This window comes from Chromobacterium sp. W521 (assembly GCF_052805975.1).
On sequence record NZ_JBRBAF010000007.1, the window covers coordinates 117,542 to 135,425 of the forward strand.

The following is a 17,884-nucleotide window of genomic DNA, read 5'->3' on the forward strand; positions in this document are numbered from 1 at the left end:
ACTCACCGTGTAACGCCCCACGACGCGCAGCAGACTTTGAACAGGTTCTAAGCAGGCCCTTCGGAAGAAAGAGGTAGGGAAAATGGCAGTGGAGATTTATGACCTGATGGTGATCGGCGGCGGCATCAACGGCGCCGGCATCGCGCGCGACGCGGCCGGACGCGGCCTATCGGTGATGCTGTGCGAAAAGGACGATCTGGCCGCGCACACCTCCTCCGCCAGCACCAAGCTGATTCACGGCGGCCTGCGCTATCTCGAATACTATGAATTCGGCCTGGTGCGCAAAGCGCTGCAAGAGCGCGAAGTGCTGCTCAAGGCCGCGCCGCACATCATCTGGCCGCTGCGCTTCGTGATGCCGCACGACAAGAACCAGCGCCCGGAATGGATGATACGCTGCGGCCTGTTTCTCTATGATCACCTGGCGCGCCGCGAAGTGCTGCCCGGCTCCGAAACCGTCAGCTTCGCCAGCCACCCGGCCGGCCGGCCGATCAAGCCGGCGTTCAAGCGCGGTTTCGTCTACTCCGACGGCTGGGTGCAGGATGCGCGGCTGGTGGTGCTCAACGCCAAGGACGCCGCCGAACGCGGCGCGCGCGTGTTGACGCGCACCGCCTGCATCGGCGCCCGCCGCGACGGCGAACACTGGCTGTGCGAGCTGCAGGCCGAAGACGGCAGCCGCAGCCAGGTGCGCGCCCGCGCACTGGTCAACGCCGCCGGTCCGTGGGTGGAAAGCCTGATCAAGGACACGCTGGCGCTGCCGTCCAGCAAGTCCATCCGTCTGGTCAAAGGCAGCCACATCGTGGTCAAGAAATTGTTCGACCACCCCTATGCCTATATCTTCCAGAATCCGGACAAGCGCATCATCTTCGCGATTCCCTACGAGCAGGATTTCACCCTGATCGGCACCACCGACGTGGAATACCGCGGCGACCCGGCCAAGGTGGCGATAGACGATCAGGAAGTGGCCTATCTGTGCCAGATGAGCAACCGTTACTTCCAGACCCAAATCAGCCCGGCCGACGTGTTGTCCACCTACTCCGGCGTGCGTCCGCTGCTGGACGACGAGGCCAGCAACGCCGCCAGCGTCACCCGCGATTACTCGCTGGAAATGGACCTGAACGGCGCGCCGCTGTTGTCGGTGTTCGGCGGCAAGATCACCACCTTCCGCAAACTGGCGGAAGAAGCGGTGGACAAACTGGCGCCGCTGCTGGGCAACAGCAAGACCACCTGGACCGCCGACGCGCCGCTGCCGGGCGGCGACATGCCGGGCGCGGACTTCGAGCGTTTTCTGCTAAGCCTGCGTCAGCAGTACCCGTGGCTGCCGGAAGCGCTGGCGCGGCGTTGGGCGCGCGCCTACGGCACTCGCGTGGCCAGGCTGATCGGCGAGGCCGCCGGCCTGGAGCAACTGGGCGCGGAGCTGCTGCCCGGTTTGTACGAAGCCGAGCTGCGCTACCTGGCGGACGAAGAATGGGCGACGCGCAGCGAGGACATCCTGTGGCGCCGTTCCAAGCTCAAGCTGCACCTGCCGGCGCACGCCGCCGAGGTGATCGACGCCTGGTTGCAGGGCCAGAGCGCCACGCGGGAACAACGGCTGACCGCCTGAGCGACAATGAAGCCGAAGCGGCATTCGCCGTGTAAGGTTCCGCGACGTGAACAGGTTCTGAAATAGAAGCCCGGCGATGCCGGGCTTTGTCGTTCCCGCGTCTTGCGCCTGGCAAGACCCAATCGCAAATGTATAGACAATAATCCCGCTGTCCGTGTAGGCTTTTCCGCCCAGTCCCTTTGTTTGGCTTTCAACAAGCGGAAGGGCTCCCACAAAAGCTCCGCTCGCTGTGCAAGCAAGTTCGGCCAAAAGTCGAACCATAAAAAAAAACCTCATTGCACCCGGTCTGTTCAGCGTCTGATGGAATACGGCGATAGCCAGTCCAGTTGGCGACTGAATTCCGGAATCATCCGATTCAGCCTCCCGGAGAAGCACATGCTTACTTTTGCTGGCCTTGCCATCATCGTCATGGTGGTGTCCCTGTTGATCCTGCGCAAGCTTGCGCCTGTTGTCTGTCTCACCTTGATTCCCTTTATCGGTGCGCTGCTGGCCGGTTTCGGATTCGCCGATATCGGCAAGTTCTATAGCGCCGGCCTGAACTCCGTCATCCAAGTGGCGACCATGTTCATCTTTGCCATTACCTTCTTTGGCGTGATGCAGGACACAGGAGTGTTTCGTCCCATCGTCAACGGCATGGTGGGGATTTCCAGAGGCAATGTCGTTACCGTGGCGGTGTGCACGGCGGTGGTGGGCATGCTGGCGCATCTGGACGGCGTGGGCGCCACCACCTTTTTGCTGACGGTGCCCACGCTGCTGCCCCTGTACCGGCGCTTGGGCATGAATCCCTATTTGATGATGCTGCTGTTGGCGTTGGGCGCGGGCATCCTCAACATGATGCCGTGGGCCGGCCCGCTGGGACGCGCGGCGGCGGTGACCGATCTGGATCCGGCCGCGCTATGGCAGCCTTTGATTCCCTTGCAGTTGATCGGCGCGGGTTTGCTGGTGGTGCTTGCGGCGGTGCTGGGCGTATTCGAGGCCAGACGTTTGCGCAAGCAAGGCCCCTTGCAGGCGACGGACGAGGCGGAGCCGCTGGAAGATCTCAATGACAAGCAGCCGCTGCCCAAACTGTTTTTCGTCAATATGGCTCTGTTTTTGGGGGTGATAGGCACTCTGATTTCCGGCATTCTGCCGTCCGGTTATATCTTCATGATTGGCCTGGGAATCGCCTTGGTCATTAATTATCCGGACGTGGACGAACAGTTGGAGCGCATCCGCGCGCATGCTCCAAACGCCCTGCTGATGGGAGCCATCATCCTGGCCGCCGGCTCATTTCTGGGCGTACTCAACGGCAGCGGCATGCTCAAGGCGATCGCGGCGGATCTGGTGCGGGTTTTGCCAAGCGAGGCGACGCCCTACCTGCACTTGATCCTGGGCGTGTTTGGTCTGCCGCTGGATCTGGTGTTGAGCACGGACGCTTATTACTTTGCTTTGCTGCCGGTGATCCTGGAAATTGTGTCCGCTTATGGAGTGGAAACCACATCGGCCATTTACGCGCTGCAAATCGGCAATGTGATTGGCACTTTCGTCAGTCCCTTTTCCCCTGCGTTGTGGCTGGGACTGGGTTTGGCCGGCTTGGACATGGGGAGGCACATTCGCTATTCCCTGCTTCCGATGTGGGCCTTCTCGCTGGTTTTGCTTGGGGTGGCCGTTGGGCTTGGGCTGATCAAGATAGGCTGATCCTCAGAGCCTGTTCACAGTCTCGCGAGCAAGGCCGTATCGCCGACGCGCAGCAGGTCGTAAACACGTTCTAAGGACGGCGCGCGGCGGCCGCTTTATCCGGCGGCTCAGCCGCCGGTTTTGTCTCGCGCGGGCCTTGGTCCGCAAAAGCTGTTACCTTATCCGCTCCACGCCTGAAGGCAAGGCACGCTGCAAAAGCCTGTTTACGCCCTTGAGCTTGCGTCAAGACCTGGAACAGGCGCTATGACAATGGGAGGCCTTATGTCCGTAAAACGTCCATTTCGTCGCCATGACGCCGCCGGCCAGGCGGAGTCGGTCCAAGAACCTTCCTTCGCCGTCTGCCTGCCGCCGCGCTTGCGTCTGTACTGTATGGCGGTGCCGGCCAACGCGAGCGATCAAGAGGCTTACCGGATGGGCCGCGAGTTTGCCGGCCATTACATTGCACACGTGGCGCACCATCCCTGCGCTGGGGAGGATTCCCTGCTGGCGCGCATGGCGGAGCATGCCGATTTCACCGCGGAAGGTCTGGAGGGCGAGTATTGGGCCGGTTTCTTCTCCCTGCTGGAAGAAGCGGTGCTTAGCGCCGCCGAGTGCCTGGACGCGGATGACAAGGCGGGCGGCTCCATTCATTGAGCCCGCATCGATACCGGTGCGAACTGGCCCCATTTACGGGGCCTCGCGCATTGCCGTGTGGCGATTCAGTCGCGCTAATACCCCAGCAAAAAAACGCGTTTCCCCTTAGTCCGCGAGGGGCCTATGCTGACACGGATTCAACCGTGGAAAACCCGACGATGCAGATTGCCCTGAGCCCCGCCTTATTGTCCCGCCTGCCGCAGATCCAGGTGAGCGGTTTGATCGCGCTGGATATCAACGCCGCCGCTTTGCCCGCGCGGCTGCCGACCTTGCCGGAGCCGGAACGCGATCTGGACGAGTTGTTGCAAGCCTGGAAGCAGATGTACAAGGACTTGCCCGGCGACAAGAAAGCGCGCTGTTCGCTGGAATACCTGGTCAAGGCGGCGCAGAAGGACAAGCTGCGCAGCATCCTGCCGCTGGTGGACTTGTACAACCAGGCGTCCTTGCTGAGCCTGAGTCCGTTTGGCGGCGAGGACATCGCCAAGCTGGGCGGCGTATTGCAATTGGACCTGGCCGTCGGCGACGAGCCTTTTCTGCCGCTGGGAAGGGATCAAGCGGAGACGCCGCAGCCGGGCGAGGCGGTATGGCTGAACGGCGAACGACAGGTGGTGTGCCGTTGCCTGAACTGGCTGGAGTCGGACTTGTTCAAATTGGACGCCGGCAGCCGCGACGTGGTCTTCGTCAGCGAGCGGCCGGACGGCGGTTTTCCTTCCGGCGCGGCGGGCATGGACTGGCTGGCCGAGCAGCTGCGGCCGCATGCCGGGCAGCTGGTTCGTTTCGAGCTGGACGCGGCGCGGACTAGCTTTGAGCTGGCTGCTGTGGATAAAGTGTCGTAAGCATGCTGGCTTGTGGATAAACCGCGCTAGCCGCTTACCGATATGGATGTCATTTAGCGGATGTGGGGTGTTACGGCGAGCTGTGGATAAAAAGGCTGGATAGCTTTTTCTGTGGATAAAGAAGTGATTGCGCCATTTTTGATTATTTTTAATCATCCTTTTGCCATAGTTAGCATGTTTGTAAATTTTTTTGTGGTGAATGATTTTTATTTTTAATAATATATGGTTTGTTAAATTTATGGAAATGCAAAAATTTATTTTAGATGCACCTCGCTCACTACGTTGTTTGGAGCAAGTCGCTCAGCGTCGCCGGATGCTCTTGGAGCCACATGTAGAACCACTGACGAATTTTGTTGGTGATTTGAGATTAAAATTCCCTGATTTAGAGTTTCAAGATTTTGACCCATTGGATGGTGGAATCAATGCTGAAATATTATTTTTATTGGAAAAGCCTGGCCCAATGACTTCGCTATCAGGTAAAAGACAAGGCTCTGGATTTATCTCTAGAGATAATGACGACCCAACCGCACAAGCCTTATTCTATTTTATGAATCAAGCAGAAATCGCGAGAAAAAAAACTATTTTATGGAATATAATTCCATTTTGGAATGGGACAATCAGAGTTACTTCGGAGGAGCTACGAGTAGGAGTTGAAGAGCTACGAAAGTTATTGTTGCTACTCCCCAAAGTAAAAAAAGTTGTACTTGTAGGAAAGAAGGCCGGGAAAGCACAGCGACTTATGAGAGATATGGATTTAAAGATTTTTACTTCTGCGCACCCTTCTCCCAAAGTGAGAGCAACTAATAGAGATATGTGGGACTTAATACCCAAACAATGGGCCGAAGCAGAAAAAGCATAGGATTAATTTGGTTTTTGGATAAAAAAGGACGCGATGGCGTCCTTTTTTGCGTCCTGTCTTGCCGCCGCTCACACTGTCTCGGCCTGGGCCTGCGCTTGAATCGCCAGCCGGGGCAAGGCTTGCTCACGGGCGTCGAACAGATGACAGTGTTCGGCGTCCAGCGTCAGGCGGCAACCGCTGCCGGCCTGTGGCGCCCTGTCCTGGCCGCCTAGTTTGACGGCGATGGGTTCGGCCACGCCGTCGGCCTGGACGTAGACGATTTGCACATCGCCCAGATGTTCGACCAACTGCACCGTCGCCGGCACACCGACGTCGGCAAAGCGCAGGTGTTCGGCGCGCACGCCCAGGGTGACGGCGTCGCCGGCGCGGCCTTGGAACGGCAGACTCAGCTGGTTGCCGCCGGGCAGTTCCAGCGTCAGGCCGGCCGGAGTGTCCGCAACAATGGCCGCCGGCAGGAAATTCATCTTGGGCGAGCCGATAAAGCCGGCGACGAAGCGGTTGGCCGGGCATTGGTACAGCTCCAGCGGCGTGCCCACCTGCTCGATGCGGCCGGCGTTGAACACGGCGATGCGGTCGCCCATGGTCATCGCTTCCACCTGGTCGTGGGTGACGTAGATCATGGTGCTGCCCAATTCCTTGTGCAGCCGCGCCAATTCGATGCGCATCTGCACCCTGAGCGCGGCGTCCAGATTGGACAGCGGTTCGTCGAATAAAAACACTTCCGGCTTGCGCACGATGGCGCGGCCAATGGCCACGCGCTGGCGCTGGCCGCCGGACAGGGCCTTGGGTTTGCGGTCCAGCAGATGTTCTATCTGCAGCGTCAGCGCGGCGCGGTGCACGGCGGCGGCGATGTCCTGTTTGCTCTTGTCGGCCAGTTTGAGGCCGAAAGCCATATTTTCCCGCACCGTCATGTGCGGGTAGAGCGCGTAGCTCTGGAACACCATGGCCACGCCGCGTTTGGACGGCTGAATGTCGTTGGCGAGCTGGCCGCCTATCCACAGTTCGCCGGCGCTGATGTCTTCCAGGCCGGCGATCATGCGCATCATCGTGGATTTGCCGCAGCCGGAGGGGCCGACGAAGACCATGAATTCGCCGTCGCGGACGGCGAGGTCCACGCCGTGAATGACGGCGTTGCCGTCGTCGTAGACTTTGTGGATATTGCTGAGCTTGAGGTGGGCCATATCGAATCCTTTTATTGCAAGCGCGCCGGCAGCACGCCCGCGGCTTCTATCTCACCGGCCAGCCATTGGGCGACGGCGTCCAGCGCCGCGTCGGCGAAGCCGTAGCTGATCAGCGCCGGCGCCTCGAGATCGGCGGCGGCGTAGGGGTTCCACAGGGCCAGGTGCAGGTCCGGCCGCCATTCGGCGCGCTCGCGCGCGCCGTAGCGTTCGCGGGTGGTGGAGGCGACCACGGTGTAGCGGCCGTCCTGAGGCAGACGGCGCCAGTCCAGTTCCTCGCGGCTTTGGTAGCGGATCACTTCCAGGCTAAAGCGGCGCGACAGCCGGGCGATCAGCGCGTCGGCGGACAGGCCGGCCTCGGACACGCCGTCGGACGGCGCCTGGTCCTGCACCACCAGGCGCAGCGTGGCGCCCACCGGCGGCCGTTGCGGCTGGCCGTGGGCGGTCAGCGCGCGGCGCCAGGCTTCGGCGAACAATTCGGCGTCGGCGGCGCGCTGCGCCGGTTCGTAATCGCGCTGACGGCTGGGGTAGCGCCGGATCAGCGCGTCCACGCGCGCGGCCGCTTCTTGCAGCCGCGCCTCGCTCAGCCGGCCGGCGGCGGCGGCGTCGATCAGCGCCTGCTTGCTCTCTTCCATTTCGTCCTGGAATTGCAGCACCAGGCTGAGGTCGGCGCCGGCGGCCAGCGCCTGGGCGCTGCCCTGGGCCTGGCCCCAGCGTTCGCGGATGGCCTTCATATTCATGCCGTCGGTGATCATCACGCCCTGATAGCCCAGCTGCTCGCGCAGCAGTTGCCGCAGGATGGCCGGCGACAGCGTGGCCGGCCAGTCCGCGTCCAGCGCCGGGAAGCGTATGTGGGCGCTCATCATGCCGGGGGCGAGGTCGGCCAGCGCGGCGAACGGCGACAGCTCGTAATCCCGCAGTTCGGCCTTGGGCTTGTCCACCACCGGCAGATCCAGATGGGAGTCGGTGTGGGTGTCTCCGTGGCCGGGGAAGTGCTTGACGCAGCAGGCCACGCCTTCGGATAGATGGCCGCTGATCCAGGCGCGCGCCAGTCTTGCCGCCTTGAGCGGGTTTTCGCCGAAGGAGCGTTCCGAGATCACCGGATTGTCCGGGTTGTTGTTGAGGTCCAGCACCGGGGCGAAGTTCCAGTTCACGCCCAGGCTGGCCAGCCCGCGCGCTACCGCGGCGCCCACTTTCGCGGCGAGTTCCGCGTCGTCCACCGCGCCCAGGGCCATCGCCGACGGCGCCGCCGGCAGAAACAGGGTGCGCATCACCGCGCCGCCTTCCTGGTCCATGCCGATCAGGATGTCCTCGCCCAGCGCGCATTGCAGATCGGCTATCAGCCGGCGGATGCTGGCCTCGTCCGGCACATTTCGGCGGAACAGACAGATGGCGCGCGCGCCCAGTTGTTGCAGGAAGGCGGCTTCGTCTTCGCCCAGACGCGGGCCGGCCACATCCACCATCAGCGCCTGGCCGGCCAGTTGTTGCAGGGTATCGCTCATTTGACGGCTCCATCGAATCCGCGCAGGAAGTAGCGCTGGGTGAACAGGAAGACCAGCAGGATGGGCAGCACGGTCAGCACCGCGCCGGCGGCCACCACCCGGGTTTTGAAACTGAAGGCGCCGGACAGGTAGAGCACGCCCACCGACAGCGGGAATTTGTCCGGACTGGACATCACGATGGACGGCCAGATGTATTGGTTCCACGCCGACACCATGGTGAGTATGGTCAGCGCCGCCAGCGCCGGACGAGATAGCGGCAACATGATTTTCCAGAAGATCTGCCAGTCGCCGGCGCCGTCGACGCGGGCGGCGTCTATCAAGTCCTGCGGCACGGCCTCAAAGGCCTGTTTCATCAGGAATATGCCCACCGCGCCGGCCAGCGTGGGCAGCACCACGCCGCTGTAACTGTCAGTGAGCTGCAGTTTGGATACGGTGATGAAGTTGACCAGGAAGTTGACTTCGCTGGGCAGGATCATGGTGGCGAGAATGGCGCCGAACACCAGCTTGCGGCCAGGAAAGCGCATCCGCGCCAGCGGGTAGGCGGCCAGCGCGCTGACCAGCAGGGTGCCGGCCACGGTGGCCAGCGCGATGACGACGGAGTTCTTGTAGAAGGCCAGCAGGTCGATGCTGGACACCGCCTCCTTGAAGTTGTCCAGGCCGGGGGCGCTGGGCAATAAGGGCGGCGGAAAAGCGAACACGTCGCCCTCGGTGGAGAGCGCGGTGACCAGCGTCCACCAGAACGGGTAGACGGTGACGACGGCGATCAGGCTCAGCACCAGATAATGCAGGCCGCGGCCGGCCAGCTTGCTTAGCCGGGCGCTGTGGCTGCGGGCGGCGGGCGCGGCGAGGGTGGCGGTGTTTTGCATGGCGTTTCCTTATGGTTCGCGCGGCTGCAGATAGCGGAAGTTCAACCAGGCCAGCGCCACGCAGAACACCGACATCACCAGGCTGGCGGCCAGCGCGCGGCCGAAGTTCAGCGACTTGATGCCGAACTCGTAGGCGTAGAACAGCGCGGTGTACGTGGATTGCATCGGCCCGCCCTTGGTCATGATCTGCACCTCCTCGAAGGCCTTGACCGCGGCCAGCACCGACATCATCGAGCACAGCAGGATGGTGGGGGCCAGCAGCGGCACGGTGATGCGCCAGAAACGCTGCCAGGCGTTGGCGCCGTCCAGCTGCGCCGCTTCGTAGATGTCGGCCGGCACCGCCTGCAGGCCGGCCAGATAGAGCACCATATACCAGCCCAGGCCGCGCCAAACGGTGATGAACATCACCGCGAACAGCGCGATGCGGTCGTCGTTGAGCCAGCCCACCGGTTCGTTGACCACCCGCAGCCAGTGCAGCGCGGCGTTAAGCACGCCGTCTTCGGTGTACATGAAGTTCCAGATGATGCCGATCACCGATACGGAAGTGACCACCGGCAGGTAGTAGGCGGCGCGGAACCACTTGATGGCGGGAAGCTGGTTGTTGACCAGCACCGCCAGCAGCATGGCGACGATCTGGATCACCGGCACCACCAACAGGTAGATGGCGGAGTTCTTCAGCGAGGCCAGGAACAAGTCGTCTGCGAACAGCTCGCGGAAATTGTCCAGGCCCACCCAGCGAGGGCTGTCGATCAGGTTGTACTGGGTGAAGGCGATGAAGCTGCCGAAGCCCACCGGCCAGAAGGAGAACGCCAGCATCAGCAACAGCGCCGGGGCCAGGAACAGATAGGCTTGCAGCGTGGTCTTGGTGCGCATGGGCAGAACCTTGTGACGTAGCGGCAGGCCGACGCCGGAATGCGGCGACGGCCTGCGGGTTGCGGGAGGCGGCGTCTGAGACTCCGCCGCGGTCAAGCGCGTTTTACAGTTTGCCGCTCCAGAACGCCGCCGCCTCGTCCAGCGCGGCCTTGGGGTCCTGGCGGCCGGTGACGGCTTTTTCCACCGCGGCGGCCAGGCGGGCGGAGAGCACATCCGGGTCCTTGACGCCGGCCAGATAGATGGTGCGGGTCTTGTCCAGGCTGGCGGCGGCCACGCCGACGGCTTTTTCCGCCGCGCCGGCGTTATTGGCCACTTTCTGGAAGTACGGGTCTTGCGCCGCCTTGCGCGCGGTGGGCAGGGTGCCGGCCAGCTTGGCGAAGGCAAGCTGGTTGTCGGCGTTGGTCAGGTAGTTGCCGAACTTGCCGATTTCCGGCAGCAGCGCCTTGTTGACGTTGCGCGCCACGCCGAAGTTGAACATCCAGCCGCCGGCGGCGATGCCGGTGGGGCCGATGGGCGCCGGAGCCACTTGGGTGGCTTGGTAAAGTTTGGGGGCTTCGTCGCGCACTCGGGTCAGCGAGGCCGGGGTGGTGACCAGCATGGCCATGCGGCCGCTGTTGTAGGCGGCGATGGAAACCTGGAAGTTGTCCTGGGCGAACAGATTGTCCTTCAGCAGCGCGCCGGACTTGTAGGCGTCGCCCAGTTTTTTCAGCATGGCCACGTGGGCCGGGCTGTTGAACACCGGTTTGCCGTCCTTGAGCAAGGGCAGGCCGTTCTGGATCAGAAAGCCTTCGATCTTGGTGGGGCCCAGCGCCGGGGCGAAGCCGGCGACGCCGGTTTTGGCCTTGATGGTTTTGGCGTAAGCCAGCTGCTCGTCCAGCGATTTGGGCGGCTTGGCCGGATTGAGGCCGGCTTTCTTGAACAGCTCGGCGTTGTAGGCGATGACGTTGGCGCCGTTGTAGTGAGGGAAGGCGTAAACCTTGCCGTCGAAAGTGACGTCCTTGATCGCGCCGTCCACGTACTGACCCTTGTTGATCACGCTGTCCAGCGGCTGTAGCAGGTCGCTTTGCTTGTAGTCGTAAGCCCACGGCACGTTCAGGTTGACCAGAGCCGGCGGCTTGCCGGCGCCCACGGCGGCGGTGAACTTGGACTGGATCACGTCCCAGGGGTAATCGGTCCATTTAACTTCGACATTGGGGTTCTGGGCGTTGTATTTGCCGACCAGATCCTTGAAGTAGCTGTCGAATTTCGGCGACAGGCTCATGGTCCACACTTCCAGCACGGGTTTGTCGGCGGCCAGAGCCGGCAGGGCGACGGCGCAGCCGGCGGCGAGCAGGGCGGCGCGAGCGAAGGCGTTGAGTTTCATGATGGTTTCTCCATGGAGGCCGGCGCTGGCGGGCGGCCAGTCTGACGGCGGGCTTGCTATATTGTTATGCCATTTGATTGGCGTTTTGCCGCATTGTGGCATTGAAGTGGTGTCAATGAAAGCGAGACCAGTTCAATGCCAGTGAGCCGGCGGCCGGACGGACGAGAGGACGCCCGGCCAGCCGCGCGGATCAGAAGGTCTTGCTGTAGGAGGCGATGACTTTCACGTCGTTGCGGTCGGATTTGCCGTAGAAGCCGTCGGTGCGCAGCCACGCCGGATAGACGCCGATGCTGGCGCCCTTGAACATGCCGCTTTGCACGCTGTAGCCGATGCTGAAGTCCACTTCATGGGCCTTGGTGTCGGCCTTGCCCGGGTTTTTCATCCCGGTGGCGTAGTTGCCGGACAGGCCCACGGTCAGGCCGGGCACGCCCACCTTGGCCAGATCGTAATTAACGCCCAGCTTGTAGACGGTGGTGCCGTCCCAGACGAAGTCGTCCAGCTGGCCCCAGGTTTGGATGAAGTTGCGGTTGTCGCTGTTGCCCCACGGCGTCATGCGGAAGTTCAGTTCGCCGGAGTCCGGCGCCTTGGTGTAGCCCAGGCCGCCCATCAGTGTCCAGCCGCCGGTGGCGTAGCTGACGCTGCCGCTGGCGTGGTATTCGTTCTTGGGGTTCTGAATGCCGGAGAGCTGGGTCTGGTACTTGCCGGTGAAGTAGTAGCCGGTGGCGGTCAGCTTGTCGTCGCCGTTGAGCTGCCAGGAGTAGGAGCCGGCGATCTGGGCGTTGCGGCGGTAGTCCTTGCCTTCGCCTACGCCGACGTCGACGAAGCCGTTTTTAGGCGCGTAGCGGAAGCCCAGGCTGTTGACGTAATCGACGCGTTTGGCGGTGCTGCCGTTGCTGCGGCCCTGTTCCCAGGAGTTGGTCATGTCGCGGAAGCGGGTGTCCCACTCATTGCGGAACTGGTCGGCCCAGCCGTAGCCCACTTCGAAGTCGCCGAATTTGTATTTCATTTCCACGCCGCGGTAGGCGTGGGATTGCAGGCCGCCGGAGGTGCCCAGGGTGCCGATGCCTATGGGGGTGTAACCGGCGCGGGCGGAGAAGCCCTGGCCGTCTTCGTGCTGGCGGAATTTCAGCGCCGCCTGGCTCAGCACCGCGGCGCTCTTGTCCACGCCGCCGGGTTGGGAGCTGTCGTTGATGTCGTGGTTCAGCACTTCCGACCAGCCTTTGCCGCTGTCCAGGCGGATGGCGGCGTGGGCGGCGGCGTCGAAGCCCAGCTTGTTCCAGGCGTAGCCGGAACGGAAATTCAGGCCCAGGTTGAGCGCGTTGACGGTGATGTCGTCGCGGTTCTTGCTGTTGGGCGGAGCGGGCCAGTCCGCTTGGCGGTTACGGCCGTAATAGATGGCGCTGACGGTGGTTTCGGACTTGGTGATCAAGTCATAGACGTCCACCGGTTCGAAAGTGGCCGGCGCGCCCTGGGTGGGCGAGGTGTCGTTGGCCGGAATCGAGTCTTCCGCCGCCATGACGACACAGGGCAGGGCGGTCAACAGTAGTAGGGCAAGCTTGGTCGGCTTAGGCATTTCAGTCACTCCAATCACGTGGCGACACCTCTGTTGGATGTCCTGCGCTAAAACTATCTGGTCTTTTACTGGTTCTCAATTGGTATCTCATTGGTATTGCAAAATAATTCGTCATATTGTTGCAATGTTGCCATGCACATGGGTTTGCTGGAAATGGCCGCTCATTGGCGTCAGATAGCCGCCAAATGCAAATGAAAGGCATCTACTTTTTGTTTTTCCGAACGGAATTTGGAGTGTTAACGAAGGATTGGCCGGGATGACTACGCGTTTTCAACCGCGGCAGCGGCAACACGCGCAGTATTTTTCGCTTATCGACATTGCTGCTATGCAACATGGTGTTGCAGCGAAGGTAAGCGCCGGCTGACCCATAGGCCATGGGGCATTGCCAGACTAAAAAAAAGCCTGGCAAGCGCCAGGCCAAGTGCGGAGAGGGGGTAAACGGGTTTCAGCTGGCGGCCGCCAACGAACGGCCGGTTTGCAGCGGCGTTTCTTCGTTCTGGCTTTGGCCGGCCTGCGGCAGGGTGAAGTAATTGATGCTGGATTGCAGCTCATGCGACATCTGTTCCATCTGACTGGCGGAGTCCGCTGTCTGGCTGGCGGCGGCGCTGGTTTCCTCGGACATTTGCGCCACTTTCTCCACATTGGCGGCGATGCCGGTGCCGGCGGCCTGCTGCTCGTGCAGCGATACCGAGATCGCGCTCAGCGATTGTTTGACTCTGGCCACCTTGTCGTTGATGCCGGTGATGGCCGAGCGGGCGTCGTTGGCTTGCTGCAAGCCCACTTCCATATGGTCCACGGTGTGGTGGATGTTCTGCACCACATGGGCGCTGCTATCCAGCATCTCGCGGATGCTGGTGCTGATTTCGGCGGTGGATTGGGCGGTGCGCTCGGACAGCTTGCGCACTTCGTCCGCCACCACGGCGAAGCCGCGCCCCTGTTCGCCGGCGCGCGCCGCTTCTATCGCCGCGTTCAGCGCCAGCAGATTGGTCTGGTCGGCCACGTCGCGTATCACCTGGATCACATTGGAGATCTGCTGCGAGCGGCTGCTCATCAGGTCGGCTTGCACTTGCGAGGTGCGCGCCATTTCCGCTACCGACTCTATGGTGTGCAGAGTCTGGTCGATGATGGATTCGCCACGGGTGGCCAGTTCGCCGGTGGAGACGGATTCGGTGGCCACATCGGTGGTGTTGTCGTCCACCGAGCAGATGCTGACCGACAATTGCTCCACCGAGGCCGACATCGACGAGGCGGCCCGGGTTTGCTCCTCGGCGCTGGCGGCCACCTGTTCCGCCGCCGCCGCCAGCTCGGTGGCATTGGCGCTTAGCTGGCTGATGATCTGCTGCATGGCGCGCACCATCTGGATGAGTCCGCTCTGCATCCGCGCCATCGAGGCGACGATGCTGTGTTGGTCGCCGGCCTTGGCCTGTAGTTTCTGGCTGAGGTCGCCGTTGGCGATGCGCTCGGTCAGCGCCACCACGTCGCGCGGCTCGCCGCCCAGCTCTGCCATCAGCGAGCGGATGATGATCAGCGACAGCAAGGCGCCCAGCGCCACACCGCAGATCAAGAGCGCAATGGCGACGGCGCGGCTGGCGGCGGCGCGTTCCTGCGCCTTGGCGAACTCTTCCGCCGCCACTCGCAACTGCAAGTCGATCAGCGCGGCGATGCGGTTGGCGATGGGATCGATGGCCGGGTACATTTCCTTGTCCAGAAAGAGTTGCATCGCGGCGCGGTCCCCGGACTGGGCCAGGCTTTTGAGCCGGGCCACGCTGGCGTCGGCGTGGCGCATTGCCGCCTCGGCCTGGTCGGCCAGGGTTTTTTCCTCATCGGTCAGATAAGTGGCGCGGTAGTCGCCCCATTGTTTTTTCAGCGCCACTTGCGCGGCGTCGATGCCGCCTATAAACCCGGCCGCGTCGATGGCGCCGGCATGCAGTTTGTGCGCGCCATCAACGATGCCCACCGCATAGCTGTCGGCCACGGTTTTCAGCTGTTTCAGGCACACCACTCTGTCGTTGTAAGTGGTGGCGAAGTCGTCGAGTATGCCTTTTTGCGCATGTTGGCCAAACAGGCTGATCAAGACGGTGATGGCCAACAGAGCCGCGACGAGCGCGCTTAAGCGTTGGGCGATGGTCAGGCGGTTGAACATGACGCTCTCCGAATTGGTTTTTGCATATATAAAACCGATTTTGACTATTTGGAGGTGTAGTCGCGGCATGTGACAGTGGCATGGCAAGGCCGTGGTCCCAGGGCTGAACTTAAAAGCCGCTGCTGCAAATTGCTACCTATAACTCCATGATTCCGTTATAATTCCGCCCCTTTGCGGCCGCCATCGCCCGACGCGGCCACCTATACTAAATGTCAGGAAACGCCATGAGCCTGTTGCCGCACCAGATCGAGTTGCTATCGCCCGCCAAGACCGCCGAAATCGGCCGCGAGGCCATCTTGCACGGCGCCGACGCGGTGTACATCGGCGGGCCCAGCTTCGGCGCGCGCCACAACGCCTGTAACAGCGTGGAGGATATCGCCGGCCTGACCGCGTTTGCGCACCGCTACCACGCGCGCATCTTCGCCACGCTCAACACCATCTTGCACGATGCCGAACTGGAGCCGGCGCGCAAGCTGATCTGGCAGTTGTACGACGCAGGCGTGGACGCGCTGATCATTCAGGATATGGGCATCCTGGAACTGGACCTGCCGCCCATCCAGCTACATGCCTCCACACAGTGCGACATCCGCACGCCGGAGAAAGCGCGTTTCCTGTCCGATGCCGGTTTCTCCCAAGTGGTGCTGGCGCGCGAGCTGACGATTCCGCAAATCCGCCAGGCGGCCGACGCGGTGGGCGACGCCGCCACCATTGAATACTTCATTCACGGCGCGCTGTGCGTGGCCTTCTCCGGCCAGTGCTATATCAGCCACGCCGACAACGGGCGCAGCGCCAACCGCGGCGACTGCTCGCAAGCCTGTAGACTGCCGTACACGCTGACCGACAAGGACGGCGGCGTGGTGGCTTTCGACAAGCATTTGCTATCGATGAAGGACAATAATCAGAGCGCCAATCTGGAGGCGCTGCTGGACGCCGGCGTGCGTTCGCTGAAGATCGAGGGCCGTTACAAAGACGTGTCCTATGTGAAGAACATCACCGCCCATTACCGGCTGCTGCTGGACGAGATCATCGAACGTAGGCCGGAGCTGGCGCGCGCCTCCAGCGGCGACAGCGAAATCTTCTTCGCGCCGGACCCGGACAAGACCTTCCACCGCGGCGGCACCGATTACTTCGCCACTGGCCGCAAGATCGACATCGGCGCTTTCGATTCGCCCAAGTTCGTCGGCGTCGGCCTGGGCGTAGTCAGCAAAGTGGGGCCGGACTGGCTGGAGATCGCCACCCGAGAAACCATGAGCAACGGCGACGGCATCAACTTCATGAAGAAGCGGGAAGTCGTGGGCGTTCAGGCCAATACCGTGCAGCAAGTGGGCAAGACCGCGGACGGCGAGTTGTTGTGGAGGGTGTTTCCCAACGACGCTTCGGTGTTGGCCGGCCTCAAGCCGGGCGTGGACATCAGCCGCAACCGCGACCACGCCTGGGAACTGGCGCTGCTGAAAAAGTCCGCCGAGCGCAAGGTGGGCGTGTGGATGACGCTGGCTGAAAACGCCGACGGCCTGGAACTGAGCATCACCGACGAGGACGGCGTCAGCGCCGTCGCCCGCAGCCCGCTGGCGCTGGAGCCGGCCAAGGACGCGGAGAAGGCGCTTGCAGGTTTGCGAGACAATCTGGCGAAGCTGGGCAACACCATGTTCGTTGCCCACGATGTAACGCTGCAACTCTCTCAGCCGTGGTTCGCGCCGGCCTCGGCGATCAACGCCTTGCGCCGAGACGCCATCGCCCGGCTGGAGGCCGCGCGCTTGCAGGCCTGGCCGCGCCAGCCGCGCAAGGCGGCGTTGGTGCCGCCGGCGCCGTATCCGGAAAAGACGCTGAGCTATCTGGCCAACGTCTACAACAATCTGGCCTGGCAGTTCTACCGCAAGCACGGGGTGGAGGTCATCGACGCCGCCTACGAGGCGCATCAGGAAGAGGGCGAGGTCAGCCTGATGATCACCAAGCACTGTCTGCGCTTCTCCTTCAACCTGTGCCCGAAGCAGGCCAAGGGGGTGAAGGGCGTGATGGGCCAGGTGCGCGCCGATCCGATGACGCTGAAGTCCGGCAACGAAACCTACACATTGAAGTTCGAATGCCGGCCTTGCGAGATGCATGTGATGGGCAAGATGAAAAAGCACATCCTGAAGGCCCCGCCGCCAAGCGAGGTGCCGTACACCGCGCCCTTGACCTTCTTCAAGCAGCGTCCGCGGTCTTGAGCGCTAGATTGCCGATCTGAGGCGGCGAGTCGATTGCGGCGGCGGCGGAGAGGCGCGTAAAATGCGCCTCTTTCCTTTTTTCCTATGCGGAACAATCCTTTAATACATTATCGCCGGCCACGCCGGCATCACGGGGAATCAAACGTGGCCGACATCGAGCGCCTGGACACCTGGGTCAAATACAAGAACGGTTTGTGCGAGGACTGCATGGGCAGCTGCTGTTCCATGCCGGTGGAGGTGCGGCTGCCGGATCTGGTGCGCATGGGTGTGGTGGACGAGTTCGAGCTGGAAGAGCCGATCAAGAACATCGCCAAGCGCTTGGAAAAGCAGCGATTGATCCAGCACTTCAATTTCAAGCGCGAGCTGTTCACGCTGGCGCGGCGTGCCAACGGCGATTGCATGCACCTGGATCAGAAGACCCGTTTGTGCGGCATTTACGAACGGCGCCCCAATACTTGTCGCAACCATCCCAAGGTGGGCCCCAAGCCGGGCTTCTGCGCGTATACCCGCAATCCGCAGAAGATCGTTTTCCTTCGCCATTCCGCGGCGTGAACGCTGTTTCACGTGAAACTCTCCG

General features: G+C 62.2%; 14 protein-coding genes. 7 read left to right on the forward strand and 7 right to left on the reverse strand.

The genetic code is table 11. The features are described from left to right. The first annotated feature begins 82 nt into the window (after window positions 1-82). From glpD to ACUXV1_RS12575, 5 genes are all read left to right on the forward strand, one after another. On the forward strand, window positions 83-1,600 hold the full coding sequence (gene glpD, locus ACUXV1_RS12555) for a glycerol-3-phosphate dehydrogenase (protein ID WP_081556412.1): 1,518 nt from the start codon (window positions 83-85) through the stop codon (window positions 1,598-1,600). Window positions 1,601-1,900: 300 nt separating this feature from the next. Next, complete coding sequence (locus tag ACUXV1_RS12560; protein ID WP_446015538.1) at window positions 1,901-3,277, forward strand: CitMHS family transporter; 1,377 nt, start codon at window positions 1,901-1,903, stop codon at window positions 3,275-3,277. A 261-nt stretch (window positions 3,278-3,538) separates the two neighbouring features. Continuing rightward, a complete protein-coding gene (locus ACUXV1_RS12565) occupies window positions 3,539-3,910 on the forward strand; it encodes a hypothetical protein (RefSeq protein ID WP_043636545.1) in 372 nt (123 codons plus the stop codon). A 143-nt stretch (window positions 3,911-4,053) separates the two neighbouring features. Further along, window positions 4,054-4,746: a B3/B4 domain-containing protein gene (locus ACUXV1_RS12570; RefSeq protein ID WP_446015539.1), complete on the forward strand. Its 693-nt coding sequence runs from the start codon at window positions 4,054-4,056 to the stop codon at window positions 4,744-4,746. A 238-nt stretch (window positions 4,747-4,984) separates the two neighbouring features. Further along, on the forward strand, window positions 4,985-5,605 hold the full coding sequence (locus tag ACUXV1_RS12575; protein WP_446020072.1) for a uracil-DNA glycosylase: 621 nt from the start codon (window positions 4,985-4,987) through the stop codon (window positions 5,603-5,605). A 68-nt stretch (window positions 5,606-5,673) separates the two neighbouring features. On the opposite strand, the gene ACUXV1_RS12580 is transcribed toward ACUXV1_RS12575, so the two are convergent. The 7 genes from ACUXV1_RS12580 to ACUXV1_RS12610 all read right to left on the reverse strand — a co-directional run bounded on the left by ACUXV1_RS12580 (window position 5,674) and on the right by ACUXV1_RS12610 (window position 15,103). Then, a complete protein-coding gene (locus tag ACUXV1_RS12580; RefSeq protein WP_446015541.1) occupies window positions 5,674-6,786 on the reverse strand; it encodes an ABC transporter ATP-binding protein in 1,113 nt (370 codons plus the stop codon). A gap of 11 nt (window positions 6,787-6,797) precedes the next feature. Further along, entirely contained in the window at window positions 6,798-8,285 is a 1,488-nt protein-coding gene (gene nagZ, locus ACUXV1_RS12585) for a beta-N-acetylhexosaminidase (protein ID WP_446015542.1), read from the reverse strand. Continuing rightward, a complete protein-coding gene (locus ACUXV1_RS12590; protein WP_203389411.1) occupies window positions 8,282-9,151 on the reverse strand; it encodes a carbohydrate ABC transporter permease in 870 nt (289 codons plus the stop codon). The genes nagZ and ACUXV1_RS12590 overlap by 4 nt, the downstream gene beginning before the upstream one ends. 9 nt (window positions 9,152-9,160) lie before the next feature. Continuing rightward, complete coding sequence (locus ACUXV1_RS12595) at window positions 9,161-10,024, reverse strand: carbohydrate ABC transporter permease (protein WP_043636682.1); 864 nt, start codon at window positions 10,022-10,024, stop codon at window positions 9,161-9,163. A gap of 103 nt (window positions 10,025-10,127) precedes the next feature. Then, window positions 10,128-11,387: an ABC transporter substrate-binding protein gene (locus tag ACUXV1_RS12600; protein ID WP_446015543.1), complete on the reverse strand. Its 1,260-nt coding sequence runs from the start codon at window positions 11,385-11,387 to the stop codon at window positions 10,128-10,130. A 190-nt stretch (window positions 11,388-11,577) separates the two neighbouring features. Beyond that, complete coding sequence (locus ACUXV1_RS12605; RefSeq protein WP_446015544.1) at window positions 11,578-12,960, reverse strand: OprD family outer membrane porin; 1,383 nt, start codon at window positions 12,958-12,960, stop codon at window positions 11,578-11,580. Window positions 12,961-13,405: 445 nt separating this feature from the next. Beyond that, complete coding sequence (locus ACUXV1_RS12610; RefSeq protein ID WP_043636564.1) at window positions 13,406-15,103, reverse strand: methyl-accepting chemotaxis protein; 1,698 nt, start codon at window positions 15,101-15,103, stop codon at window positions 13,406-13,408. Between the two features lie 224 nt (window positions 15,104-15,327). Here ACUXV1_RS12610 and ACUXV1_RS12615 point away from each other — a divergent pair, with 224 nt between their 5' ends. Both ACUXV1_RS12615 and ACUXV1_RS12620 read left to right on the forward strand, forming a co-directional pair. Continuing rightward, complete coding sequence (locus ACUXV1_RS12615) at window positions 15,328-17,307, forward strand: peptidase U32 family protein (RefSeq protein ID WP_043636569.1); 1,980 nt, start codon at window positions 15,328-15,330, stop codon at window positions 17,305-17,307. Window positions 17,308-17,451: 144 nt separating this feature from the next. Then, a complete protein-coding gene (locus ACUXV1_RS12620) occupies window positions 17,452-17,859 on the forward strand; it encodes a YkgJ family cysteine cluster protein (protein WP_043636573.1) in 408 nt (135 codons plus the stop codon). Window positions 17,860-17,884: the final 25 nt, after the last annotated feature.

Bases quoted from the DNA above. Each gene is read 5' to 3' on its own strand.
- ACUXV1_RS12595 (WP_043636682.1), bottom strand. From the start codon at position 10,024: ATGCGCACCAAGACCACGCTGCAAGCCTATCTGTTCCTGGCCCCGGCG.
- ACUXV1_RS12590 (WP_203389411.1), bottom strand. From the start codon at position 9,151: ATGCAAAACACCGCCACCCTCGCCGCGCCCGCCGCCCGCAGCCACAGC.
- ACUXV1_RS12615 (WP_043636569.1), top strand. From the start codon at position 15,328: ATGAGCCTGTTGCCGCACCAGATCGAGTTGCTATCGCCCGCCAAGACC.
- glpD (WP_081556412.1), top strand. From the start codon at position 83: ATGGCAGTGGAGATTTATGACCTGATGGTGATCGGCGGCGGCATCAAC.
- ACUXV1_RS12610 (WP_043636564.1), bottom strand. From the start codon at position 15,103: ATGTTCAACCGCCTGACCATCGCCCAACGCTTAAGCGCGCTCGTCGCG.
- ACUXV1_RS12580 (WP_446015541.1), bottom strand. From the start codon at position 6,786: ATGGCCCACCTCAAGCTCAGCAATATCCACAAAGTCTACGACGACGGC.
- ACUXV1_RS12565 (WP_043636545.1), top strand. From the start codon at position 3,539: ATGTCCGTAAAACGTCCATTTCGTCGCCATGACGCCGCCGGCCAGGCG.
- ACUXV1_RS12600 (WP_446015543.1), bottom strand. From the start codon at position 11,387: ATGAAACTCAACGCCTTCGCTCGCGCCGCCCTGCTCGCCGCCGGCTGC.
- ACUXV1_RS12605 (WP_446015544.1), bottom strand. From the start codon at position 12,960: ATGCCTAAGCCGACCAAGCTTGCCCTACTACTGTTGACCGCCCTGCCC.
- nagZ (WP_446015542.1), bottom strand. From the start codon at position 8,285: ATGAGCGATACCCTGCAACAACTGGCCGGCCAGGCGCTGATGGTGGAT.
- ACUXV1_RS12560 (WP_446015538.1), top strand. From the start codon at position 1,901: ATGGAATACGGCGATAGCCAGTCCAGTTGGCGACTGAATTCCGGAATC.
- ACUXV1_RS12575 (WP_446020072.1), top strand. From the start codon at position 4,985: ATGGAAATGCAAAAATTTATTTTAGATGCACCTCGCTCACTACGTTGT.